This is a genomic window from Yoonia sp. MH D7 (genome assembly GCF_054439475.1).
The window spans coordinates 3,003,566-3,027,610 of sequence record NZ_JBTJCF010000001.1; the positions used below are offsets into that span (position 1 = coordinate 3,003,566).

The following is a 24,045-nucleotide window of genomic DNA, read 5'->3' on the forward strand; positions in this document are numbered from 1 at the left end:
CTGGAGCGGTCCATCATGACCCAGCCATTTACGATCCAACCGCCGCCACTGCCTGTCACAAATGACGTGGCGGGCAGTGGCCCCATTATAAAGCAGGAGCCAAGTTCATTATAAGACAAGCCATTGTGTGGCGAAGTCTTGCGCCTCCTCGATGTTTTCAATGATGTGTTGGTCCAACCATTCATGCCTGACCGTGCGATTGTAGCGCTCGATGTAAGCGTTCTGCTGCGGCTTTCCGGGTTGGATATGCTGGATGCTAATACCTTGTTTTTCAGCCCATTCTAACAGCTTGCCACTGATATATTCTGGGCCATTATCAACCCGAATAGTTTCTGGTTTGCCGCGCCATTCGATGATCCGGTTGAGGCTGCGAATAACCCGTTCGGCTGGCAAAGAAAAATCAACCTCGATGCCCAAACCCTCGCGGTTAAAATCATCCAGCACGTTCAAAAGCCGAAACGCCCGGCCATCCCCGAGGCGATCCGCCATGAAGTCCATCGACCAGGTCACGTTTGGTGCGTCCGGCACTGCCAGCGCATCGGGTTTGTCCCGCTTTAACCGTTTCCGAGGTTTGATCCGCAAGTTCAGTTCCAGTTCGCAGTAGATGCGGTAAACGCGTTTGTGGTTCCACGGATGGCCCTGCACATTGCGTAGATTCAGGAAACATAGCCCAAACCCCCACGTCTTCCGGGCGGTCGTTAGCCCAACCAGCAGATCGGCGACCTCTTCGTTCTCGTCGCTCAAGAGCGGGCTGTAACGATAGCAGGTCTCACTCACGCCAAAGGTGCGGCAGGCCAGCGCAATGCTGACACCGTGTCGCGCCACAGCTTTCTCGGCCAGACCCCGACGCAGGGCTGGCCGGATCACTTTTTTCCAAGGGCTTCCTTCAGTAACTCAGCTTGCATGCTCATCTCGGCATACATCTTCTTGAGACGCCGGTTCTCGTCTTCAAGGGCCTTCATCTGGCTAATCATCGATGCGTCCATCCCGCCATACTTCGACCTCCATTTGTAGAATGACGCGTTGCTCATGCCGTGCTCGCGGCACAGCTCAGAGACAGGCACACCGCCTTCGGCTTGGCGCAGGATCGCAAGGATTTGGGGTTCGCTATATCTCGTCATCTTCATCAAAATCTCCTCAGATATCTTGCCGAGAAAATTCTACTTCCGCATCCCCTTGGTTTTGGGGAGGATTACCCCCGCACAAAGCAGCGCAGAAACTTGATGAAATGATTAAGAAGGTAAACTTTCCTAGAGGAGAAGACCGTGAGAAATTTTTCCGCGCGATAAGCTTTCATGGAAAAAGTATACAAACTGAATCAGTAGAAAACGAACTTATCAATCTCTGGACATCCTTGGAAACTATTGTTCCAAGAAGAAAAGGCCAATCGGTCATCAAAGAAGTGGTCGATGGTGTGTTGCCATTTTTAGGTCTACAGTATTTTAATAGAATATTCTGGCGACTTGCTACGGATTTAAATCGGTGGAATCGAGATATTGCTCTTGAGCTGTTAGATAACGTCGAGGCACCTGCCGGCGCGGATTTGAGCGAAAAGGCATTCTCTCTTGTAGCAAATAAAGAGAATTCCGATAAACTTAAGAAGCTCTTTGGAGATTTGGGGCATTTCGAACTATTAAAGTATAGGACGTTCTGCCTCTGGTAAGCGTTTGATGACCCGCGCCGTGCCCATCAAATTTTGGCTGAACATCAAAAGCGTGTTGAATGGCAACTTCATCGAAGCTACCGAGCACGAAATTCCATTGTACACTCTGGACTGACACCCGCTTTTACTCCGGTTCTGGTGGTAAATGCTCATGACTACTTTGATCAAATTTTTGACCTTTCTAACGAACTATCTAGCGGTAGAAATGGTCAAAAAAACTATTCAAGCTGTTTTGATTACGCGGAGTGGCTTTTTGCACAGTACCAGTCAGACTTGAAGAAAATTATTACTATAGATGTCGATAGTTGTAGCTCCGTAATCTGGAAAAGGAAGCCAGTGCTGCAAAAATTGGACTTCTTTGAATTAGGCGACAAATAGTTGTTTCTTGTGAGTACTGAGACGGATGAATATAACTATTATGTTGACCTCAGACTGACACAAAACATTGCTTGTCCTATAGTCGCGCCTACAGAGAATGGCAGCTCTCCGCCCTAATTTATATAGTTGAAGCTCCGCCACGCAAAAGCGCCCTACGTGATGTAAGGCGCTTTTGACTGCCGTATATGCCTATGTAACATTACATAGGCGCTTCCGGTTTTTGGATAAACACATACCGCTCTTTAGCCTCGCGCAATTGCCGCTCGGTTTTGGCTGGATAAGACTGCACCGCGTCTTTCAATTTTTGCGCAGTCGCTTCAAAGAAGTCAGGCAGGTCTGCTGGTTCTTTACCCTCTAGCGCCGCCAACGTGATGCTACAGCCTAGCACGTTGCGAAAGATGGTCGCGATGTGCTGTTCGCGGTGAACTGAGGTGCCCCTAGATTTGTAGACGCTTTGCTTGGTAATTTTGGAACCAAGGAGAGACGGATATGAACAAAGGAATACGGTTTACAGACGAGTTCAAACAGGACGCTGTGGCGCAGGTTGTTGAGCGTGGATATGCGGTCAGCGAAGTCGCCGAGCGGCTGGGGATAAGCACCAAGTCGCTGTACACTTGGAAGGCGCAATTTGCGAAGTCGCCACGTGTCAGATCGGAGGTTGCGGAGCAGGCTGCTGAGATCAGACGGTTGAAGCGAGAGCTGGCCCGCGTCACCGAGGAACGCACAATCTTAAAAAAGGGCGCAAATTGTCCGCCATTGGTCCGAGGACAATGCCGCGCGCGTACTTCGCGCGAGAGTCTCAGTGAGGTACGCGTTTATTGAGGCTCATCGTGCGGAGTTTTCGGTGCGGTCGATGTGTCGTGTGCTGGCTGTGCATTTCAGCGGGTTCTATGCATGGCTTAAAGAACCGTTAAGCGTACGCGCGCTTGAAGATGCGCGGCAGACAGAGCTGATCCACCAAGCATGGACAGATAGCGGGAAGGTCTATGGCTATCGGAAGCTGGCCGATGATCTACGTGATGCTGGCGAGACCTGCTCCGAGAACCGTGTGGCACGATTGGCTAGCCTTGCGGGCATCACAGCACAGATCGGATACAAGCGTCAGCCTGGTCGCTATGGCGGCAAACCTGCTGTTGTCGCTGACAACACGCTGGACAGACAGTTTGAGGTTGCGGCACCTGACGCGGTTTGGGTGACCGACATTACCTACATCAGAACCCATGAAGGCTGGTCATATCTCGCTGTGGTCATCGATCTGTTTTCACGACGTGTCGTTGGTTGGTCGAAGCAATCTCGCATGACAACTGACCTGGCCTTGCAAGCCTTGTTGGCTGCTGTTAGAGGTGGTCCTAGATTTTAGACCAGTTTACATCCTTGTTAAGGTGGATCTGGGTTTTATTTAGGCTGCTAATCTCATTGGTTCTGTTTTGCTGACATAGGCCTCATCTGGGGTCAATATGCCGTGAGTTGAATGCGGGCGCTCAGAGTTGTAATACGTCAGCCATTTGCCGATCCCAGCCCGCATTTCCGAGCCTGTCTCAAAGGCATTCAAATAGACGCATTCATACTTCAACGATCGCCAGAGCCTTTCGATCATGCGATTGTCGCGCCATGCGCCTTTTCCGTCCATGCTGATCTTGATGTCTGCGTCGACCAGCACGTCGATCCAAGCGCCGCTGGTAAATTGGCTGCCCTGATCGGTGTTGAAGATTTCCGGCGTGCCGTGCTTGGCGAGCGCCTCTTTCAAAGCCTCGACGCAAAAGTCTGCATCCATACTGTTGGACAGCCGCCACGAAAGCACTTTGCGGCTGTGCCAATCCATGATCGCCACGAGATACAGGAAGCCGCGTCGCATCGGTATGTAGGTAATATCTGCGCACCAAACCTGATTTGGGCGGTCAATTGCCGCATTCCTCAGCAAGTAAGGCCAGATCTTGTGATGCGGATGCTTTTTACTTGTGTTGGGCTCCTGATAGATCGGAACCAGACGCATAAGCCGCATCAAGCGCCGGATCCGGTGGCGGCCACATTGGTGATTGTTGCGCTTCATGTACCGGGCCATCTGACGCGATCCATACCAAGGCGTTTCCAGGAACTGTTTGTCGATGATTTCCATGAACCGCAGGTTCTCAGCGCTCTCGCCGACGGGCTGGTAGTAAAGCCGCGAACGCGACAACTGCAATAGTTCGCACTGTTTACGCATGCTTAACTTATGATCTCGGCTCACCATTTTTTGCCTCGCATCCCGAGCAACTGCTGCGAGGCATCCGCCAAAAAATCTCGCTCCACAACAAGCTGACCTATCTTGGAATGCAGCTTGTCGACGTCAACGGCACTTACCCCATCGGGCGCTGAACCTTTGCGCGTAAATGCCGTCGCCATATTCTCTATCGCCGCCCGTTTCCAAGTCCCTATCTGGGTCGGATGAACGCCATATTTTTTGGACAGTTCCGCCATCGACATCTCCTCGCGGATTGCTTCAAGCGCAACCTTGGCTTTGAAATCGGGCGAATGGTTCTTTCGTTTTGTCATTTGGGATCACTTCTTTCGTCATGCGATCCACCTTAACAACTGGTCCGAAAATCCGCGACCACCTCTGTTTGGCGGCGCAAACCAAAGCAAAAAGTCATGATCCATTCAGACCAAGGTTCACAGTTCACTGGCAAAGAGTGGCAGTCGTTCCTTAGCAAACACAATCTGGTTGCCAGCATGAGCAGACGTGGGAATTGTCATGACAACGCGGTCGCAGAAAGCTTCTTCCAGCTTTTGAAGCGGGAGCGCATTAGGCGGCGAACATACCTCACACGCGACGCCGCAAGGCAGGATGTGTTCGATTACATCGAGATGTTTTACAACCCTACACGCAAGCACACGAACAACGGCATGCTGTCACCGGTTGACTATGAAATGAAACAGCAGAAAATGAACGAGGCAGGCGTCTAGGAAGTTAGGGGCACCTCATTCAACAGGGTCTTACCTGCCCGTAATTCGACGCGCCACACGCGGCTTTGGTCGGGGTCTGACGGGTCCAATTCATTAGGTATCGTATACATAGGGGAAGCCTGATCCCTATGTAATGTAATGTAAGAGGGCTTTTCCTGTTTTATCGCCCGTAAGGTGTGGTTCCAAATGTCCCACCAATGCGGTTTATTGGTCGCAATAATCTGCGCACGCTTGTCATAGATAATCACTTGGCGGTTCATAATATTGCCAACAGTTACCGAGGTCACGCGCCCCGATTTTCCGTTCACCGACACATCATCGCCCGTAATGTAATCGCGCCGTCCTGTGCTGCTATGCATAACAAAATGATCTGGGGTCAGTTGAAAATCTGGGGCCAACAAGTCCACGCAAAAATCAATGCGCGATATGCTGATATCGGACGCGCCGAACTTGATCCCAAAACGGTCCAAGACGTGATCGACATGGGCCTTTGCTGCGCCAAGACCATGCACCGCCATAAAGTATGACCCAAACGACAAACGGATGCCCCACGGGTCTTTGCTGTTTGGTTTCTTAAAAAACCACGTCGCGCCATTCATGCGGCCGCTTGCGATAAAGAGGTAGCCGTTACCGCCATGCGCCTTCAAGTGCAAGTTGCACGCCGTTGAAGTCGATCAAGACTTCGCGCCGCTCTTCATCAGCTCGCGCTTTCTCGGTTTCGAGATAATCAAAGAGATCGCTTGGGATGTTCACCTGAACGGCCAGTGCCAACGTATCAAAGTCACGGTGTAGCACGATTGGCAGGTGCGCAGGGTGCTGTGTATTTCTGGAGGGGGAGGGCTACTATCCCCCGCTTTCATCGCGACCTGCGTTCTGTTTGGGTTTGGTTTCGATCTTGTGGGTCAGATTACCTCTGCCCCTGGCGCAACTGGTCATGATGATCCGAATGGAATACGCTCGAAGCTATCCATACCGCAGTGACTGTGTGTCTTTGCAGCCACGATGTTACCTTAAGAAAGCGCAATATCTAAATAAGGTACGTCGTTCCGTATTTACGCGATTTCGGGTTTCGGAAAACTTGTTTCCAAAACCTCTATGAATTTGGTTTGTAAAGCAGCGTGATAACAATCCGCCTTTTGAAATACGCCAATGCGAACTGAGGGGAAAATGCCGGACACGTCGCGCGAAACAAGGGGCAGATCTCGCAGCGGGTCAAACGTCGGGGTTGCTACGATTGCCACGCCTAGACCCAGCGCCGCGTAGGCTTTCATAACGCCGGGATTGCTTGTGGTGATGGCCGTATTGATCTTTATTCCGCGTTCCTCGAAGGTGTCCCTTAACGATATTGTAGGTGTCTCGAAGGCAATTATCGGTTCTGCCGCGATGGCTTCCAGTGTCAGCGCATCGTCCGTGAACAGGGTGCAATCAGGCAGTCCGATCAATAACCGCGTCCAGTCAGTCAAATGCTTGACCGTCAGATCAGGAAACGTCGTTTTGCCGATTGGCACGATGGCAAAATCACTGGCGCCGTGACGCAGGGATTCGATGGCTTTGTCTGTCTCCTCGACCTGCACTTGCAGTTGGACACGAGGATGCATCTGCGTAAATTTCTTGACCGTGTCCGCAAGGAGGTAGCGCGCCAATGTCGGGGTTGTGGCTAAAGTCAGGCTTTCACGTTCGGCGATGCCTGCTTCGTGACCAATCGTTTCGATGCTTTCATGATCCCGCAGTATTCTTTCGGCATGAACGATGATTTTCTGGCCTTCGGCGGTTAGCCCTGTCAGTCGCTTGCCCGTGCGTTCAAATATCTTGGCCGTGAAAGCGTCTTCGAATGATTTCAAGTGCTTACTGACGACAGATTGAGATGTATTAAGTTTTTTTGCCGCTCTGGAGACATGAAATCCGCAGCGGGCGACTTCTACGATGGATCGAATTTGGACAAGTGAATATCGCATCTATAGTCCATTCTGGAATAAAGTATGTAAATCTTATGTTTGTTTATGAATGAACATTTTGCAAGGATTTTTGAACGAATGAATGAATCGTTCGCAAGGATTTTCTAATGAACACAGCAAACCAGACCCCGCAAAAACGCCAGGATGGCTCCGCATCTTTTGATCTATGGGTGGCCAATAACCCGACCGGCACAAAGGGTCTTATCGCGATTGATAAGGTTGGTGATGCAATCCGGTTCTTTGATCCGGTGACCTTGGTCGAGCAGAAAGTCATCGAACACAAAAACCACCACGAGGTTGCGGTTTCACCGGATCACAAACGTGCGTTTGCGTCGGAGTTCGGAAAATTTGCAGCCGGAAATTTCGTTGAGTCAGGGACGCATATCTCGGTTCTGGATCTGGAAACCCAAACCATCGTTCACCGCATTTCGACCGGGCGCTTTAAAGGTCCGCATGCGATGCGCTTTGACGCAAATGAAAACCTGTGGGTGATCTTTGAAGAGACCGGCGAGCTAGGTTTGATCGATACCCAATCATTGACGCTCACCGAGGCTTACCCGATTGGCGCCGAGAACGGGCGTCCGCCATTTATCGAGATCACACCGGATGGTCGCAAAATCTATGTGTCTTGCAAGCTCGGAAACATCATTGTTTTTGATACCGTCGAGAAAAAAGTTCTGACAGAAATCGAAGTTCCGAAAGGCACTGAAGGTATCGCGATGAGCCCGAATGGTGATCGTCTGATCGCGGCAGAGAATTCCAAACAGGACCTGCTGGTTATCGACACGGCAACAGATAAAATCATCGACACGATTGCACTCAAGGGCGCTGTTTTAAGCAATCCGAAAACAAGCCGTCTAATTCGGCTTCGGTATTCGCCCGACGGGAAATACCTGGTCAGCACGAATTACCCGTCAGGAGTCATGCATATTCATGATGCAAATAACATCGCCGATCACGTTATGATCCCGATTGCAAAGGGTCCGCAGGGCATTGCCTTCACGGCTGATGGAAAACACACGATTGTGTCAAACCACGATTGCGGACTGTTTACGCGGGTGGATTTGGCCACAGCGACGGCGATCGAATGCGTTGTGGCCGGCAAGGGTATCGAAGCGATGACGTTCTACTAAAATTGCTAAGATTATAGATAAACAATGGGGAGGAGAGACCATGATGAAGATCAATACTTTCAGCCGTAGGCTGATGTGCAAGGTGGCTATGGCTGCGACGTTGGGCGCTATTCCATTCGCAGCAGCTGCACAGGAATATCCTGAAAAAGCGATCACAATTATCGCTCCTGCAGGTCCGGGAAGCGTTGTTGATATTCTGGCCCGCTTGATCGGGGACGGAATGACACAAGAATGGGGGCAGCAAGTTATCGTCAGGAATGTCGGCGGCGCAGGCGGCTCGATCGGTGTGACACAGCTGGCCGACGCGGATCCCGATGGTTACACGCTTGGATTTGTTCCAGCCAACCTGACGACGCATCCTTATCTGTACGACATCACTTACGATGTTAGTGCCGATTTTGCACCGATCGTTCGGGTCGCAGGTGCGTCGATGGTTCACTATGTCAACAACGACATGGGCATCACATCTGAGGAAGAGTTCATCGCTTACGCGTTGGATCATCCGGGCGAAGTCACCTTTGCGACTGCGGGCAGTGCTAGCTCGGCGAGTTTGGCAGCCGAGCTATTCCAAGTTCGAACCGGTATTGAAATGACCCCAATTCCATATGAGCAGCTTAACTTAGGTGTTCTTGACGTTGTCGCAGGGCGGGTTTCGACAGTGTTCGTTTCTGCGGCGCAGGGCATGCAATTTGTGAACGACGGTCAGTTGGTGGCTTTGGGTATTACCGGCCTGACACCAAATCCGGCCGCACCGGATTTACTGCCCATCGCTGAATTGGGCGTCGAAGGGTATGAATTCAACTCGTGGTTCGGTTTGATCGCACCCGCAGGAACGCCGCAAGACGTCATCGACCGCATCCACGCGGAAATTGAACGTCAATCGCAAACGCAGGAATTTCAGGACGTGCTCGCCGGTGCTGGCCTGTCTCCGATCGTCGGGACGCCTGATGATTTCTCTGCTGTGATCGCCGCAGAGTTGTCGGACTGGGCAGCGATTCTGGTAGAGTAAACTGAATAGAGAGCCTGTCGCTGCGCGGCGGGCTCTCTTAACTATGATCACGTAGTTTCGTGTTGGGAGGCGGAAAATGAAACACCTTTATGATAAAGACGTCGTGTCGGGCTTGATGTTTGTAGCCATCGGCATTTTCAGCCTTAGCATGTCATTCCAGTTCGATTTCGGAACAACTGCACGGCCCGGTCCGGGTTTCTTTCCGACAATCCTGTCGACTCTTCTGATCGCGATCGGCGCAGGTGTGGCGTTGGTAAGCATGCGCAGCCCCGTCATTGCCTACGCAAATTTTGTGTGGCGGCCGTTCTTTTTCATTACACTCGCAGTGGTTCTGTTTGCATTTACCATTAACCGTTTCGGGCTCGTCCCGTCCGTGGTTCTTGCAACGATCACAGCAAGTTTCGCAATGCCGGGCTACGGCACAGTCCCGCGGCTTGCGGTGGCGGCATTACTCGCCCTGTTTAGCGCGGGCCTGTTCGTTGGTCTGCTAAACCTGCCCATCGCAATTTGGTCATTCTAGGACGCACACATGGAACTCATAAGTAACCTTGGCCTCGGTTTTGTGACCGTTATGACACCGCAAAACCTGCTGTATTCCTTTTTTGGCGTGCTTCTTGGAACCATGATCGGGGTTCTTCCCGGTTTGGGTCCGCTAGTTGCAATCGCGGTTCTTTTGCCATTCACCTTTGCCCTCGATCCGGTATCGTCGATGATCATGCTGGCGGGCATCTTTTACGGTGCACAATACGGCGGGTCCACGACCGCAATCCTGATCAATCTGCCGGGCGAAGCGTCGTCGATTGTCACCACCCTCGACGGCCACGAAATGGCCAAACAAGGCCATGCCGGCAAGGCGCTTGCAACGGCCGCGATCGCATCCTTTTTTGCGGGCTGTGTCGCAACGGTACTGATCGGGCTATTTGCGCCACCCTTGGCCTCACTTGCATTTCAATTTGGTCCGGCAGAATACTTTTCACTGATGGTGTGCGGGCTGGTGGTATCGGTTGTCCTCGCCAGTGGTTCGATTGCAAAGGCTGTCGGCATGATGATTTTGGGTCTTTTGTTGGGGATCATCGGGACAGATAGTCAGACGGGTTTGCAACGCTTTACATTCGGGACGCCCGAGCTCGCCGATGGTCTCAGCGTCGCTGCAATTGCAATGGGTATTTTTGGTCTCGGTGAGATCATCCGCAACCTTGAATCCATGAAAAACGGTGAGGTAAAGGTATCTAAAATTACCAGCCTGATGCCCACCCGAAAGGACCTGAAAGATATATTTGCGCCGATGGTGCGCGGTACATTCCTTGGATCTTTCCTGGGGGTACTGCCCGGCGGCGGTGCGCTTTTGGCCTCGTTTTCAGCCTATGCTCTGGAAAAGAAAATATCAAAAACGCCCGAGAAATTTGGTCATGGTGCAATTGCTGGCGTGGCCGCACCTGAGGCCGCCAATAACGCTGGCGCACAAACCTCTTTTATTCCGATGCTTACGCTCGGTATCCCGTCAAACCCTGTCATGGCGCTGATGATCAGTGCGCTCGTCATTCAAGGTATCGAGCCGGGCCCGGCCGTTATCAGGGATCACCCCGAGTTATTCTGGGGTATCATCGCGTCTATGTGGGTTGGTAACCTGATGTTGCTGGTTCTCAATCTGCCGCTCGTCGGATTATGGGTAAAGCTGGCTTCAATTCCTTACAAATTCCTGTTCCCGATTGTCATCGTCTTTGCCTGCATCGGTGTCTTTAGCATGTCCAACACATCCATTGTGGTTCTCACGATGGCTGGCTTTGGCATGTTCGGATACATCCTGAAGAAACTTGAGTGCGAAGCAGCACCAATGATTTTGGGTTTCATTCTAGGCCCGATGATGGAAGGCCATATGCAGCGCGCTCTGTTGATTTCGCGTGGTGATGTCTTGGTATTTCTGCGCGAACCCATTAGCGCTGGCTTGCTGATTTTTGCCGCCGTGTCACTTGCTCTGGTAATCCTCCCATCAATCAGACGAACAAGAACAGTCGCGTTAGTAGATGAAGATTGACGTAGTCCTGCTTCTCGGGACGGGTTTCCAGAAATTTGAGAGCGTCATGCTACGAGCCCATCCCGCACTGCGGGCAGATAGACAGATTCCTGTTTAAAAGAGCCGCCAGAGACGTTTAACGAAGATTGTTGTCGGGATTTTGACGTTATCCCCTGTCAAAGTGAAAATTTATCAGTCATATAAAAATCGATTTTATTGGACAAATATGAAAAACCACGACACTTTTAGGATAACCGAATCCGATGGGGACTTCATATAGGGCAGTCAATAACGAATTTGTCCTAAAATCCGATACCTCAATATGCTGATATGAAAAGGAAATAACATGCGCGAAACCTATCAAGAAGATGGCAAATGGTGGGTCAGCCCCTATAACTTCGAGCCTTCGGTGCGCGAAGGGTTGATGTTGCCGGAGAAGGTCGAGATCCACGACGCAACACTGCGTGATGGGGAACAGACACCTGGCGTTGTGTTTTCGGTAGATGATAAAATCGAAATCGCAATGAAGCTTGACGAATTGGGTGTGGATCGCATCGAGGCAGGCATGCCAGCCGTTTCTGTTGACGACCAAACGGCTATCAAAGAAATTTCTAAGCTGGGCCTGAACGCCAAGATTTTCACCTTTGCGCGTGCGATGAAAAAAGACATCGACCTTGCACTGGAATGTGGCGCGGACGGCGTTGTGATCGAAGTGCCGATTGGCTATCCGAAACTGGTAACCCAGTTTGGGTGGACATGGCGCGATGTGGCGGAAAAAACCGCCCCGATCATCAACTATGCCCGTGAAAACGGACTGCACGCGCTGTTCTTCCCATATGACACTACACGCGCGCGCAAGGATGATCTGGAAAATCTGTGCAAATACATCATGGATCATTCGGTGCCTGATTCCATCGGTATCGTTGACACAATGGGCTGCGCGACCCCCGAAGCGATCAAACATATGGTCCGCTGGGTCAATGACATGACCGGCCTGCCGATCGAAATCCACACGCACAACGATTTCGGCATGGGTGTCGCGACTGAACTCGCCGCTGTGACTGCGGGCGCTGTTTGCGTTCATAGTTGCGCTAACGGGTTGGGCGAGCGCACTGGCAATGCAGCACTCGAAGAACTGATGATGGGTCTGCACCTGCTTTACGGCTACGATACCAACTACAAACTGGACAAGATTCCAGAACTGGCCGAAATGATCGCGCAGAAATCCAACATTCCAATTGCACGCAACAAACCTGTTCTTGGCCACGGCAACTTTATCCGCGAGTCCGGTATCGGTATCAACTATGTGATGAACGACCCGCTGGTCATGTTTGCGACACATCCATCGCTTACAGGAAAAGTCGGCGAGGTCGTTTTGGGCAAGAAGTCCGGCAAAGCGTCAATCATCTACAAGATGGGTGAACTTGGCATGGGCGAACTGGCAGACGACAAGATTGCGCTCATCCTTGAAGAAGTCAAAGCGGCCGGCATTGCAAAACGCGATGTGCTGACGGACGAAGAATTTGCCAATATCGTCGCGTCCGTAAAAGGCAAGTAAAACACCATTTTCGCTGTTTGTCCTCGACTTCATGCGTAAAATATAATGCCTGACAAACGAAAAAGGCCCCTGCGAATGCAGGGGCCTTTTGTTTGCAAAACCGATTAGTGTTAAAGTTTTGTCATACGCAAATACGGCAAGACTTCATTAAAATCGCCAAACTTTTCTTTCGCTGCGTCAGCGCTGAACGATGTCGGGATCACCACGTCGTCGCCGACGTTCCAGTTTGCGGGCGTCGCAATCGTGTGTTTGGCCGCTGTCTGCAGGGCATCTAGCGCACGCAGCACTTCGGCAAAGTTGCGGCCCACGTTCATTGGGTAGGTCATGGACAATTTCAACTTCTTGTCCGGCCCAACGATAAAGACTGCGCGTACAGTCGCGCTATCGGCTGGCGTGCGGCCGTCGGGCATGTAGGCCTCTGCTGGCAGCATGTCGAAAGCTTTTGCAACTACCAAATCTTCGTCCGCAATGATCGGGAAGCCGGCCTTGGTGCCTGCGACTTTCTCGATGTCGGTCTTCCATTTCTTGTGCTCTTCCGCACTATCCACAGAGATGCCAATGACTTTGGTGCCGCGCGCGGCCCATTCGTCAGATAGCTGTGCCACTGCGCCAAACTCGGTGGTGCAGACAGGCGTAAAATCTTTAGGGTGCGAGAATAGGATCGCCCAGCTATCACCGATCCAGTCGTGCAAGGTCAGTGTGCCTTGGTCTGTTTCGACAGTCAGGTTCGGGATCGTGTCGTTAATACGCAAGCTCATGGCGCTACTCCTTCTGTTGTAATTCTATATTAAGGATATAGGTGTTGTGAACTGGCCTTGCTAGACCGCTTGCTTGAAACGCGACGCAATGCCACGATGCGCGAAACACTTGGCCTTGGAGCGACTTCATGATTACGCACCGCGATTTCTATATTAACGGCGCTTGGACGGCTCCTGCCGCCCCACGCGACTATCCTGTCATTGATCCTGCAACCGAAGAGCAGGTTGCTGTCATCTCGCTCGGTGATCAGACCGACACCGATGCAGCCGTGGCTGCGGCGACCGCTGCATTTCCTGCATGGGCTGCGCTGTCAGTGGCCGAACGTGTCGCGCATGTGCAAAATGTGATGAAGGTCTATGAGACCCGCGCAAAGGATATGGGCGAGGCGATCCGTATGGAAATGGGCGCGCCGCACGATCTGGCACACGGTAGCCAAGCCCCCTGCATGCCTTGGGCACTGAACGATGCGGTTGAAGCGTCTAAGCAAATTGAATGGGACCGCCCTCTAGGCGATCACGCCCCGACCGACCGTATCTTGATGGAGCCAATTGGTGTCGTCGGCATGATCACCCCGTGGAACTGGCCGATCAGCCAGATTGGCTTGAAAGTATTTCCAGCAATGATCGCGGGCTGTACGATGGTCTTAAAACCTTCCGAAGAGGCCCCGTTATCCGGCATCGTCTTCGCCGAGATTATGCACGAGGCAGGCATTCCTGCTGGCGTGTTCAACCTTGTGAATGGCGACGGCGCTGGCGTTGGCTCGCAACTGACCGCCCACGAAGATGTGGCGATGATCAGCTTCACTGGCTCAACCCGCGCCGGTCGCTTGATCACCAAAGGTGCCGCTGAAACGCTAAAACGCGTTGGCCTGGAACTTGGCGGCAAAGGGGCAAACGTGATCTTTGCCGATGCCGATGAAAAGGCCGTGGCACGTGGTGTGCGCAGCTGCATGAACAACTCCGGCCAGTCCTGCAATGCCCCGACCCGTATGCTGGTCGAGCGGTCACGCTACGCCGCCGCCGTACTGGAAGCGACCGAAGCTGCCAATAATATCAAGGTCGGCCCAACCACCGAAGCGGGCCGTCATATGGGCCCCGTCGTGAACAAATCCCAATGGGAAAAAATTCAGGGCATGATCCAGGTCGGCATCGACGAAGGTGCGCGCTTGATTGCGGGCGGCACTGGCCTGCCGGAAAACGTGAACCGCGGCTTTTATGTAAAGCCGACGATCTTTGCTGACGTGACCAACGACATGCGCGTCGCACAAGAAGAAATATTTGGCCCAGTTCTGGTGATGATCCCGTTCGAGGATGAAGCTGATGCAATCCGTATTGCCAACGATACGCCTTACGGTTTGACCAACTATGTGCAGTCCACTGACGGTGCAAAACGTAACCGCATGGCCCGTGCACTTGAGGCTGGCATGATCGAAATGAACGGCGAATCTCGTGGCGCTGGCTCGCCCTTTGGCGGGGTGAAACTCTCGGGTCGTGCGCGTGAAGGCGGTGTTTGGGGGATCGAAGAATACCTCGAATCCAAAGCAATCTCCGCGTGGTCCATCGACTAAACATCTCAGCGGGCGCACCAATACTGTGCGCCCCTCGCTGTTTTATACAAATGATTAACCACTATGTTTGGCACACCCATTCAGGAGCAATCATATGTTAAACCAGATCAAAGGCCTGCACCACGTCACATCACTGGCGAGCAATGCACGCACAAATAACACCTTCTTTACTACCGTTCTGGGCTTGCGCCGCGTCAAGAAGACGGTGAACTTTGACGCGCCCGAGGTTTACCACCTGTATTATGGCGACGAGGTTGGCACCCCCGGATCCGTCATCACATATTTTCCGTTCAACAACGCTACGCGCGGGCAACGCGGGACGGGCGAGGTCAGCGTTACATCTTTCAAGATCCCGACGGGAAGTGCGAAGGCATGGATGCACCGCCTCGCCACCTTTGAGGTCGCAAATATTGCGCAAGATACCCGCTTTGGCCAAATCCGCGTTTTGTTTGACGGGCCTGACGGTGAACGCCTTGCGCTCGTTGAAACCGATGACAATCGTGCAGCTTGGACGGGCAACGGCATAAGTGTCGACATGGGAATTGGCGGATTCCAAGGAGCCGAGATGCGGTTACATGACGCCCGCGCCACATCGGACCTGTTGCAATTCATGGGCTACGAAAAATTTGACACCCATAACAATGTGACCCGTTTCGTCAGGCCCAACGGCAATCCCGCGAATGTAATTGATGTCGAAACCTTGCCCTACGGGCCGCAAGCAACGTCCGGCGCAGGGTCGGTGCACCACATCGCCTTTGCTGTCGAAAACCGTGCGCGCCAATTAGAGGTCCGCGAGGCGCTGCTTGATACGGGGTATAATGTCACACCCGTGATTGATCGCGACTACTTCCATGCAATCTATTTCCGCGCACCCGGCGGAGTTCTGTTCGAGATTGCCACCAATGACCCCGGCTTTGACCGCGACGAAGATACCGCGCATCTAGGCGAGGCACTAAAACTGCCGTCCCGCCATGAACACCTGCGCACACAGCTGGAACGCAGTCTACCGCCTCTGGACTAAAACGGCGCTTTCGCCGTGATCCGCGTGCCAGCCCCGCCATCAGGGTGCCGGAATTGGAATGTCTCCGAATGCAACATCAAGCGGGGATATGCCAATGCTGCCCCTTGCGCATAAAACGGATCACCCAAAATCGGATGCCCCAGCGACAGCATATGCACGCGCAATTGATGTGAGCGCCCTGTTTTCGGCATCAATCGCACGCGAGTCTCACCGTCCCCGGCGCGGATCACCTTCCAATCGGTCTGCGCCGCCCGACCATTCTCATGATCAATCTTCTGACGCGGACGGTTTTCCCAATCAACGCAGATCGGCAAATCAACAGTGCCGGCTTTTTCCGTCATCTCACCCCAGACCCGCGCAATATAAGTTTTCTTTGTCTGGCGTTTCTCGAATTGCAGCCCAAGGTGCCGCTGGGCATGTGGCGTCAGCGCAAAAATCATCACGCCCGATGTGTCGCGATCCAAACGGTGCACCAATAGCGCCGTTGGAAACACCATCTTAACCCGTTCCATCAGGCAATCGGACAGATGCTCACCCTTACCCGGAACAGACAGCAACCCTGCGGGTTTATTGACCAGCACCACCTGATGATCGTCGTGCAAAAATTCCAGCGGCTCCTGCGGCGGGTTATACTCAGTGCTCATGGCTACGTTCACCAAATATCGCGGACCCAACACGCACATGGGTCGCCCCAAGCGCAATCGCAGTCTCGAAATCACTACTCATCCCCATCGATAACCCCTTCAACCCATTACGCGCCGCGATTTTTGCAAGCAGCGCAAAGTGCATCGCAGGTTCGTCATCCACAGGCGGGATACACATCAATCCGCGCACAGGCAGGTCCAGCGCAAGCGCGTCTTTGATAAACGCATCGGCCTCGCGCGGCATGATCCCCGCCTTCTGATCCTCTTCACCGGTGTTCACCTGAATGAACAAATCAGGGCAATGCCCTATCTCTTGCGCCAACCGCGCAAGGGTTGTCGCCAACTTCGGACGGTCCAATGTATGGATCGATTGCGCCAGCTCCATCGCCTGACGCGCCTTATTGGTTTGTAACGGGCCAATTAGGTGCAACTCGATGTCGTCATAGACCTCACGAAAATCCGGCCATTTGCCAGCGGCCTCCTGCACCTTATTCTCGCCAAAGATTCGATGCCCCTGATCCAGAATCGCCGCGACTCGGGCATTTGGTTGCACCTTAGAGACGGCGATCAGGGTCACGTCCTGCTCTGCACGCCCCGCTTTTAGGGTTGCGGCGGCAATTGCGTGGCGGATTGTATCGAGGGACATCGCGGGCTCCTGAAAATGCTTGCTGTATTAGGGATATAGTCGAAATAGGCTGAATTTGAGGGGTTGTCATTGCTGAATTCGCAGAAACGGTGTGTGACCTTGATGCATCATTTCCAAGGCACTGCCCCGCCCGCCAGCCAAAACCCTTGAGTGTGCGGTCCGTTAGGCGCAAATACACCCTAATGCTGGTCCAATCTGGCATTCTTGGGAATGCACAACACACGAGGGTTTTATACCATGAAAAATATTCTTCTTACTTCCACAGCTCTGGTCGCCTTCGCTGGCGCCGCTTTCGCTGAAAGCCACGCTTCCGACGACGGCGTTTCTTTCACAGGTACTGCGTATCTTGGTTTCAACGACGATGACGTTTGGGGCGAAGACGGCTTCTATTGGGCTGCAAACCTTGCAGTAACAATGTCCAAAGCATTGGACAACGGCGTAACAGCTGCTGCAACCTTCAACATCGAAGTCGATGATGAAAGCGGCGAAGGCGACTCTTTTGAAGGCGACGCAAGCAACGACTATAGCCTTGCTTCGAGCAGCTACGTTCTGTCTTTGACAAGCGAAACAGCTAGCCTGTTCTTCGGCGACACAAAATTCGCTGCAGAAACTCACTGGAAATCTGCTGGCGATATGCACGGCGACGCATTCTCCGAATCTGATGGCGAAGTTGTATTGCGCGGCGACATCGAAATGGCCGGCGTTTCTGCCTCGGTCTCCATGTTGGTCGCTGACGAAGCTGGCAACTACACTAGCGATGCTGGCGAGAACTACGACCAGTTGTCTTTCGGTCTGTCCGGCGACATCGGCATGTTCAACTACTCTGTTGCTTACCAGGATGAAGCTGTTCTCGGCAACACTGGCGGCAACGGCGACTTCGAAAGCGCAGAAGCATTCGGTATCTCCGGTGGTGCATCTTTTGCTGGTGCTGACGTAACTGTTGCTTACGCTCAACAGAGCGCATACATCGGCGATGACGAGCTTCAGTCTTTCGGTGTTAAAGTTGCGTACCCATTCGGTCCAGTAACTGCGACTGTTTACTACGTAGCAGAAGACACAAAGAACTCCGGCGATGCAGACGACAACTACGGCCTGCAGCTTGATTACGCAGCTGGTGCATTCACAGGTCTGTTGAAAGTACGTAGCGAAGGTGAAATCAACACCGCTGCGACTGAGACAGAGTGGAACATCGAAGGTGCATACGATCTTGGCAACGGTCTTGTTGTTCTTGCTGGTGCGCTTAACGAGAACGAAGGCGACGACGCTGACTTCTACGTTGGTGGCACATACGACCTTGGTGGCGGTGCATCTATCTTGGCAATGTATGCTGAAGACAAAGATGGCGATCAAGAAGACGAAATCGGTTCTGCAGAGTACCTTCCAGGTACAACTGTTAAAGTTGCATTCACATTCTAATTTGAATGTAATTGCCTAAGTTAGAGCGGTCCTTCGGGGCCGCTCTTTCTTTTTGTGGTGTTGTGATCGCGATCATGCCCCGTTTTGCGTCAAATGCCTTGTGACCCGGCGACCTGTTCGCTACATATTTCGGGAATGAAATCCCTTGGGGGACCCTGCTTTGACCACTTTTTCAAATTTTGCAAAAATCACCGTGATATCCACGGGTTTGCTAGCGATGCCCGCCTGCGCGAGCCTGAACCCGTTTTCCAGCGGCGCAAGCTCGGAAACTTCTGCTACCCGACAAGCTGCCCGCGTGCGCGGCGCCGAAAATGTGGCAGTGAACCGCTACATCTGGTCTGCCGCACTGGACGTGCTGGATTTCCTACCGATAGAGAGCATTGATCCCTTCACGGGTGTGATCGTGATGGGCTATGGCACCCCACCGGGCGGAAATCGCGCCTACCGCGCCACAGTCTACATCACCGACCCCGCGCTTGACGCCCGTTCGCTGAATGTCGCGTTGCAGTCCCGCAATGGCACGGTATCCGCCGAAACACAGCGCGCAATCGAGGATGCGATCCTCAGCCGCGCCCGCCAACTTCGTATCGCTGACGGAGCGTTATAAGCTCCCGGCATCCCGCCCGAATACGACCATCGCCGGGCCTGAACGGCCCGGCGTTTCTTTTGAAAGTTCCCGCACATGAGCACCTATACCCCCGCTGAAATCGAAGCCAAATGGCAGGCCACTTGGGCCACCGCCGATACGTTCAAGGCCGTTCGCTCCGACGACAAACCCAAATACTACGTGCTGGAAATGTTCCCTTACCCCTCGGGCCGCATCCACATGGGCCACGTGCGCAACTACACAATGGGCGACGTGATCTCGCGCTATAAAATGGCGACAGGCCATAACGTGCTGCACCCGATGGGCTGGGATGCATTCGGAATGCCCGCCGAGAACGCGGCAATGGCGACGAACAGCCATCCCAAAGACTGGACCTACCAGAACATCGCCGCGATGAAGGCACAGATGTTGCCGCTTGGCCTGTCCATCGACTGGTCGCGCGAATTTGCAACCTGCGACCCCGAATATTACGGCCAGCAACAGGCGCTTTTCATCGATTTCCTCGAAAAAGGCCTGATTTACCGCAAGAAAGCGGTAGTCAACTGGGACCCGATCGACATGACCGTGCTTGCCAACGAACAGGTAATTGACGGCAAGGGTTGGCGCTCTGGTGCCGAGGTCGAGCGCCGCGAACTTGTGCAATGGTTCTTCAAAATCTCCGACTATTCCGAGGAATTGCTGACCGCACTAGATAGCCTTGATAACTGGCCCGCCAAGGTCAAACTAATGCAAGCAAACTGGATCGGCAAATCGCGCGGCTTGCAGTTTTCGTTTAGCTTGGTCGATGGCCTCGCCGGGCATGATCGCGTCGAAGTTTACACCACCCGCCCCGACACATTGATGGGCGCGTCCTTTGTCGGCATTTCCCCCGACCACCCGCTAGCGCGTGAACTAGAACGCGATAACGCAGAGATTGCCGCCTTTACCGCCGATTGCCGCAAGGGTGGCACCACTGCCGCCGAGTTGGAAACCGCAGAAAAGAAAGGCTACAATACCGGCCTGACCGTGCGCCATCCCTTTGATACCTCATGGGAACTGCCGGTTTATATCGCCAACTTCATCATGATGGATTACGGCACGGGTGCTATCTTCGGCTGTCCCGCGCATGATCAGCGCGACTTTGATTTCGCGACCAAATACGATCTGCCAATCATCGCAACTTACCTGCCTGACACCGGTTCATCCACCAATCTGACAGAGGCCTACGTGCCCCTCAAGACCGAAAAAGTCGCTTATGTTAAAGGCTTCGCTGGTGAAATCGAACAGACCGGCGAAGAGGCGATTAATGCCGCGATTACGTTCTGTGAAGCCAATGGCGTAGGCCACGGCGTGACCAAATTCCGCCTGCGCGACTGGGGCCTGTCCCGCCAGCGCTTCTGGGGCACACCGATCCCCGTTGTGCATTGTGACGACTGCGGCCCTGTTGCGGAAAAGAAAGAGAACCTGCCGATCGAATTGCCCTATGACGTGTCGTTTGACGTGCCGGGCAACCCTCTGGATCGTCATCCGACATGGCGCAATTGCGCTTGCCCGAAATGCGGCAAGCCTGCGCAGCGCGAGACCGATACGATGGACACATTCGTTGACAGCTCGTGGTATTACGCGCGCTTCACCTCGCCCGATGCCGCAACGCCGACCGACATGGCAGACGCCGCCTATTGGATGAACGTCGACCAATATATCGGCGGGATCGAGCATGCGATTTTGCACCTGCTCTATAGCCGGTTTTTCGCCCGCGCGATGAACATGACAGGCCACCTGCCAGATACGGCAACAGAGCCGTTTAACGCGCTATTTACCCAAGGCATGGTGACACACGCGATCTATGAAAATGCCGAGCGCAAAACCGAAAATGGCCGTCCGATCTACCACTATCCCGAACAGGTCGAAGACCGTGATGGCGTGATGGTCGTGACTGAAACTGGTGAAACGGTGAACGTGATCCCATCGGCCAAGATGTCGAAATCAAAGAACAACGTCGTTGATCCAGATGACATTTTGGCGAAATACGGCGCGGATACCGCCCGTTGGTTTGTGCTCTCCGATAGTCCGCCAGAACGCGACGTGGAATGGACCGCCTCAGGGGCCGAGGCGACCTATAAACACATCAGCCGCGTCTACCGGATCGCTGTTGATATTGCCGCGATGGATACTGCGAAAACCACGGACGACGACGCCCTGCTGCGCGCCATGCACAAGGCAATTGTCGACGTAACCGCTGGCATCGAAACCTTCGGGTTCAACGCCGCAATCGCCAAGCTTTACGGCTTCACAGCGGTGCTTTCCAAGTCCAAGGCTGGCGCAGATGCCAAGCGCGAGGCGATGCGCACCTTGGTGCAGCTGATGGCCCCGATGACCCCGCACCTGTCCGAAGAAGTCTGGACAATGCTCGGCGGTGAAGGCCTGATCATCAATGCACCGTGGCCAGTGGCTGACGAAGCTATGCTGGTCGAGGATACAGTCACCCTGCCAATCCAGATCAACGGCAAGCGTCGGTCAGAAATCGCCGTGCCTGCCGATATGCCAAAAGACGAGATTGAAAAACTGGTGCTCGCGATGGATGCTGTGGTGCGCGCCCTTGACGGTGCGACCCCTAAGAAACTGATCGTTGTGCCGGGACGGATTGTGAACATTGTCATTTAGATCGCTGCCTCTTTTGCTCTCCCGCCGCAGCGTCCTTTTGGTGGCGCTGGGGCTGGCTGGCTGCGGTTTTTCACCCGTCTATGGTACGGGCGGCAGCGCCACGGCACTGCGCAGCGCTGTGGCGTTTGAGGTCCCTGATACGGTCTCTGGCTACCGGTTACGCACCCGCTTGGCCGAGCGACTGGGCGACACCCGCGTTGCCACGTACCGGTTGACTGTCGGAATATCACAGGCCACGACGCCGGCTACGATCACAACCGACGGTGACACCACGCGGTTCAATCTGGCTGGTATGGCGACATGGGTGCTGCGTGATACTGCGGGTGTGGCGTTGAAAGACGGCACCGTTGACGCATTCACCAGCTATTCGGCAACAGGCTCAACCGTCGCCACAACCGCCGCCGAAACCGACGCACAGGCGCGCTTATCAGTCGCTTTGGCTGATTTGATCGTGGCACAGGTAATCATCGCAGCACCAGAGTTCACCCAATGAAACTGGCGGGATCGGGCGCGCAGGCTTATCTGCGCAAGCCTGACGCGACACATACCGCCTTGCTGATTTACGGTGCTGATCCAATGCGGATCGCCACCGCGCGCCAGTCTGCGATTACGGCACTGGTGGGTCCCAGGGGCGAGGAAGAAATGCGCCTGACCCGCCTCCCTGCTAGCGATCTGCGCAAAGATCCCGCGCTGCTAGACGACGCGATCAAAGCGCAAAGCTTCTTCCCGGGGCACCGCGTTGCCTTCATCGAGGACGCAACCGATCTGCTTGCTAAATCCCTCACCGCCGCTCTGGTCGATTGGCAGGCAGGTGACGCTCAGATCGTGGTGACAGCCGGACAGCTGACCGCCAAATCAGCGCTGCGCAAGCTGTTCGAGGTCCACCGTAACGCGGTAGCCATCGGCATCTACGACGATCCACCAAACCGCGACGATATCATGTCTGCGCTGCAAGCCGCTGAATTGCAGGTGCCATCCAGCGATATCATGGATGCGCTCTTGGGATTGGCGCAAACACTCGAACCGGGTGATTTTCGCCAGACCATCGAAAAGGTCGGCCTCTATAAACGCGGTGACACGACGCCGCTGACCATGGCTGATGTGCTGGCCTGTGCGCCACAATCTGCCGAGGTCGACGTTGACGATGTGCTGGATGCGGTCACGCAGGGGGCGGCGAACGAACTTGGCCCCGTGCTGCGTAATCTCTACGCGCAAGGTGTCACGCCTGTGACGCTTTGCATTGGGGCAACGCGCCATTTCAAGCGCTTGCACACAGTTGCCAGCGATCCGGGTGGGGCAGGGGCAGGGATCGGGCGGTTGCGTCCTCCCGTATTCGGGCCGCGCCGTGACAAGATCGTGCGCCAAGCCAGTGCATGGGGCAGCGACAGGCTAGAGCGTGCCTTGACCGCGCTGACAGATGTGGACCTGCAATTGCGATCGGCGGATACAGCGCCGCAAAACGCGCTGATGGAACGCACCCTGATCCGTCTTGCGATGATGGCACGCCGCTAAAGCAAGCGCTTCAAACGAACCCTCAAACGCAAAAAGACGGGCCTAAGCCCGCCTTTTCAAAATCTTTAATTCTAAGCGTTAGCTTAGAAAGAACCGGATGCTGCAACAAGTGCTGCAAGCAGGCCAAGTACGATGTAACCTGGCTTGATGGAACCAGCTGGTGCTGGCTGCTCCATAACGACTGGCGTGATCATCACGTCAGGGGTTGCCTGTGCAAGGCCGCCTGCGGAAGCCGCTACACCGGATACTGTGAGTGCTGCTGCTGCAGCGAGTGTTGTTGAAATACGCATTGGTATTCTCCTTTAAACTGAGAGGAAAAGCTGAACGTGTTCAACCTCTCCAGAACTTAACGCTTTCTAAGTGAACTTAGAAAGAGCCGGATGCTGCAACGAGTGCTGCCAGAAGGCCAAGCACGATGTAACCTGGCTTGATCGAACCAGCTGGTGCTGGTGTGTCGATCATAACCACTGGTGTGTCGTTGACCACAGGGGCGAGGCCACCAGCGTTAGCGGCTACGCCGGATACTGCGATTACTGCTGCTGCAGCGAGAGTTGTTGTAAGGCGCATGTCGGTACTC

Annotated in this window: 23 protein-coding genes and 3 pseudogenes; 15 read left to right on the forward strand and 11 right to left on the reverse strand. The window is 53.7% G+C overall.

The window, feature by feature from the left end:
• Window positions 1-117: 117 nt before the first annotated feature.
• A pseudogene (locus ACXLHR_RS14935) lies at window positions 118-1,127 on the reverse strand (IS3 family transposase); the annotation flags it as partial.
• Window positions 1,128-1,228: 101 nt separating this feature from the next.
• Here ACXLHR_RS14935 and ACXLHR_RS14940 point away from each other — a divergent pair.
• Complete coding sequence (locus ACXLHR_RS14940) at window positions 1,229-1,663, forward strand: hypothetical protein (protein WP_458792182.1); 435 nt, start codon at window positions 1,229-1,231, stop codon at window positions 1,661-1,663.
• Window positions 1,664-2,240: 577 nt separating this feature from the next.
• Here the strand turns inward: ACXLHR_RS14940 and ACXLHR_RS14945 are convergent.
• On the reverse strand, window positions 2,241-2,429 hold the full coding sequence (locus ACXLHR_RS14945; RefSeq protein WP_458792183.1) for a hypothetical protein: 189 nt from the start codon (window positions 2,427-2,429) through the stop codon (window positions 2,241-2,243).
• A gap of 101 nt (window positions 2,430-2,530) precedes the next feature.
• Here ACXLHR_RS14945 and ACXLHR_RS14950 point away from each other — a divergent pair.
• A pseudogene (locus ACXLHR_RS14950) lies at window positions 2,531-3,380 on the forward strand (IS3 family transposase); the annotation flags it as partial.
• 60 nt (window positions 3,381-3,440) lie between these two features.
• Here the strand turns inward: ACXLHR_RS14950 and ACXLHR_RS14955 are convergent.
• A protein-coding gene (locus ACXLHR_RS14955) for an IS3 family transposase (protein ID WP_458789667.1) occupies window positions 3,441-4,573 on the reverse strand; the annotation gives its coding sequence in 2 pieces (ribosomal slippage) (window positions 3,441-4,294 and window positions 4,294-4,573; 1,134 coding nt in all).
• A 63-nt stretch (window positions 4,574-4,636) separates the two neighbouring features.
• On the opposite strand from ACXLHR_RS14955, the pseudogene ACXLHR_RS14960 reads away from it, so the two are divergent.
• A pseudogene (locus tag ACXLHR_RS14960) lies at window positions 4,637-4,984 on the forward strand (IS3 family transposase); the annotation flags it as partial.
• On the opposite strand, the gene ACXLHR_RS14965 reads toward ACXLHR_RS14960, so the two are convergent.
• The 3 genes from ACXLHR_RS14965 to ACXLHR_RS14975 form a co-directional block, all read right to left on the reverse strand.
• Window positions 4,981-5,583 (reverse strand): hypothetical protein, encoded by a 603-nt coding sequence (locus ACXLHR_RS14965; RefSeq protein ID WP_458792184.1) that lies wholly within the window; start codon window positions 5,581-5,583, stop codon window positions 4,981-4,983. The pseudogene ACXLHR_RS14960 and the gene ACXLHR_RS14965 sit on opposite strands and share 4 nt — an antisense overlap.
• Window positions 5,584-5,611: 28 nt before the next feature.
• Window positions 5,612-5,779: a hypothetical protein gene (locus ACXLHR_RS14970; RefSeq protein ID WP_458792185.1), complete on the reverse strand. Its 168-nt coding sequence runs from the start codon at window positions 5,777-5,779 to the stop codon at window positions 5,612-5,614.
• Window positions 5,780-6,036: 257 nt separating this feature from the next.
• Window positions 6,037-6,939 carry a LysR substrate-binding domain-containing protein gene (locus ACXLHR_RS14975; RefSeq protein WP_458792186.1) on the reverse strand — a complete coding sequence of 301 codons (903 nt, stop codon included), beginning with the start codon at window positions 6,937-6,939 and terminating at the stop codon, window positions 6,037-6,039.
• A gap of 107 nt (window positions 6,940-7,046) precedes the next feature.
• On the opposite strand from ACXLHR_RS14975, the gene ACXLHR_RS14980 reads away from it, so the two are divergent.
• The 5 genes from ACXLHR_RS14980 to ACXLHR_RS15000 all read left to right on the forward strand — a co-directional run bounded on the left by ACXLHR_RS14980 (window position 7,047) and on the right by ACXLHR_RS15000 (window position 12,653).
• Window positions 7,047-8,072: a YncE family protein gene (locus ACXLHR_RS14980; RefSeq protein ID WP_458792187.1), complete on the forward strand. Its 1,026-nt coding sequence runs from the start codon at window positions 7,047-7,049 to the stop codon at window positions 8,070-8,072.
• 43 nt (window positions 8,073-8,115) lie between these two features.
• The gene (locus ACXLHR_RS14985) at window positions 8,116-9,081 is read left to right on the forward strand and encodes a Bug family tripartite tricarboxylate transporter substrate binding protein (protein WP_458792188.1); all 966 of its coding nucleotides are present in this window, start codon (window positions 8,116-8,118) and stop codon (window positions 9,079-9,081) included.
• A gap of 76 nt (window positions 9,082-9,157) precedes the next feature.
• A complete protein-coding gene (locus tag ACXLHR_RS14990) occupies window positions 9,158-9,601 on the forward strand; it encodes a tripartite tricarboxylate transporter TctB family protein (protein ID WP_458792189.1) in 444 nt (147 codons plus the stop codon).
• A gap of 9 nt (window positions 9,602-9,610) precedes the next feature.
• Window positions 9,611-11,116: a tripartite tricarboxylate transporter permease gene (locus tag ACXLHR_RS14995; protein ID WP_458792190.1), complete on the forward strand. Its 1,506-nt coding sequence runs from the start codon at window positions 9,611-9,613 to the stop codon at window positions 11,114-11,116.
• Between the two features lie 325 nt (window positions 11,117-11,441).
• Window positions 11,442-12,653 (forward strand): 2-isopropylmalate synthase, encoded by a 1,212-nt coding sequence (locus ACXLHR_RS15000; RefSeq protein WP_458792191.1) that lies wholly within the window; start codon window positions 11,442-11,444, stop codon window positions 12,651-12,653.
• Window positions 12,654-12,763: 110 nt separating this feature from the next.
• Here the strand turns inward: ACXLHR_RS15000 and ACXLHR_RS15005 are convergent, their stop codons facing one another.
• Window positions 12,764-13,411 carry a peroxiredoxin gene (locus ACXLHR_RS15005; protein ID WP_458792192.1) on the reverse strand — a complete coding sequence of 216 codons (648 nt, stop codon included), beginning with the start codon at window positions 13,409-13,411 and terminating at the stop codon, window positions 12,764-12,766.
• Window positions 13,412-13,539: 128 nt separating this feature from the next.
• On the opposite strand from ACXLHR_RS15005, the gene ACXLHR_RS15010 reads away from it, so the two are divergent.
• Together ACXLHR_RS15010 and ACXLHR_RS15015 are read left to right on the forward strand one after the other, a co-directional pair.
• Window positions 13,540-14,979 carry an aldehyde dehydrogenase family protein gene (locus tag ACXLHR_RS15010; RefSeq protein ID WP_458792193.1) on the forward strand — a complete coding sequence of 480 codons (1,440 nt, stop codon included), beginning with the start codon at window positions 13,540-13,542 and terminating at the stop codon, window positions 14,977-14,979.
• Window positions 14,980-15,073: 94 nt separating this feature from the next.
• The gene (locus ACXLHR_RS15015; RefSeq protein WP_458792194.1) at window positions 15,074-16,000 is read left to right on the forward strand and encodes a VOC family protein; all 927 of its coding nucleotides are present in this window, start codon (window positions 15,074-15,076) and stop codon (window positions 15,998-16,000) included.
• Here the strand turns inward: ACXLHR_RS15015 and ACXLHR_RS15020 are convergent.
• On the reverse strand, window positions 15,997-16,644 hold the full coding sequence (locus tag ACXLHR_RS15020) for a pseudouridine synthase (protein WP_458792195.1): 648 nt from the start codon (window positions 16,642-16,644) through the stop codon (window positions 15,997-15,999). The two genes, ACXLHR_RS15015 and ACXLHR_RS15020, sit on opposite strands and share 4 nt — an antisense overlap.
• The gene (locus ACXLHR_RS15025; RefSeq protein WP_458792196.1) at window positions 16,634-17,290 is read right to left on the reverse strand and encodes a YggS family pyridoxal phosphate-dependent enzyme; all 657 of its coding nucleotides are present in this window, start codon (window positions 17,288-17,290) and stop codon (window positions 16,634-16,636) included. The genes ACXLHR_RS15020 and ACXLHR_RS15025 overlap by 11 nt, the downstream gene beginning before the upstream one ends.
• Window positions 17,291-17,527: 237 nt before the next feature.
• On the opposite strand from ACXLHR_RS15025, the gene ACXLHR_RS15030 reads away from it, so the two are divergent.
• From ACXLHR_RS15030 to holA, 5 genes are all read left to right on the forward strand, one after another.
• Complete coding sequence (locus ACXLHR_RS15030) at window positions 17,528-18,706, forward strand: porin (RefSeq protein WP_458792197.1); 1,179 nt, start codon at window positions 17,528-17,530, stop codon at window positions 18,704-18,706.
• Window positions 18,707-18,866: 160 nt separating this feature from the next.
• Complete coding sequence (locus tag ACXLHR_RS15035) at window positions 18,867-19,313, forward strand: DUF3576 domain-containing protein (RefSeq protein ID WP_458792198.1); 447 nt, start codon at window positions 18,867-18,869, stop codon at window positions 19,311-19,313.
• A 75-nt stretch (window positions 19,314-19,388) separates the two neighbouring features.
• On the forward strand, window positions 19,389-21,956 hold the full coding sequence (gene leuS, locus ACXLHR_RS15040; RefSeq protein ID WP_458792199.1) for a leucine--tRNA ligase: 2,568 nt from the start codon (window positions 19,389-19,391) through the stop codon (window positions 21,954-21,956).
• Entirely contained in the window at window positions 21,946-22,449 is a 504-nt protein-coding gene (lptE, locus tag ACXLHR_RS15045) for an LPS assembly lipoprotein LptE (RefSeq protein WP_458792200.1), read from the forward strand. The genes leuS and lptE overlap by 11 nt, the downstream gene beginning before the upstream one ends.
• A complete protein-coding gene (gene holA, locus ACXLHR_RS15050; protein ID WP_458792201.1) occupies window positions 22,446-23,468 on the forward strand; it encodes a DNA polymerase III subunit delta in 1,023 nt (340 codons plus the stop codon). Before lptE ends, holA begins: the two co-directional genes overlap by 4 nt.
• An 83-nt stretch (window positions 23,469-23,551) precedes the next feature.
• On the opposite strand, the gene ACXLHR_RS15055 is transcribed toward holA, so the two are convergent.
• Both ACXLHR_RS15055 and ACXLHR_RS15060 read right to left on the reverse strand, forming a co-directional pair.
• Window positions 23,552-23,758 (reverse strand): hypothetical protein, encoded by a 207-nt coding sequence (locus tag ACXLHR_RS15055; RefSeq protein ID WP_458792202.1) that lies wholly within the window; start codon window positions 23,756-23,758, stop codon window positions 23,552-23,554.
• 76 nt (window positions 23,759-23,834) lie between these two features.
• On the reverse strand, window positions 23,835-24,035 hold the full coding sequence (locus tag ACXLHR_RS15060; RefSeq protein WP_458792203.1) for a hypothetical protein: 201 nt from the start codon (window positions 24,033-24,035) through the stop codon (window positions 23,835-23,837).
• Window positions 24,036-24,045 lie beyond the last annotated feature (10 nt).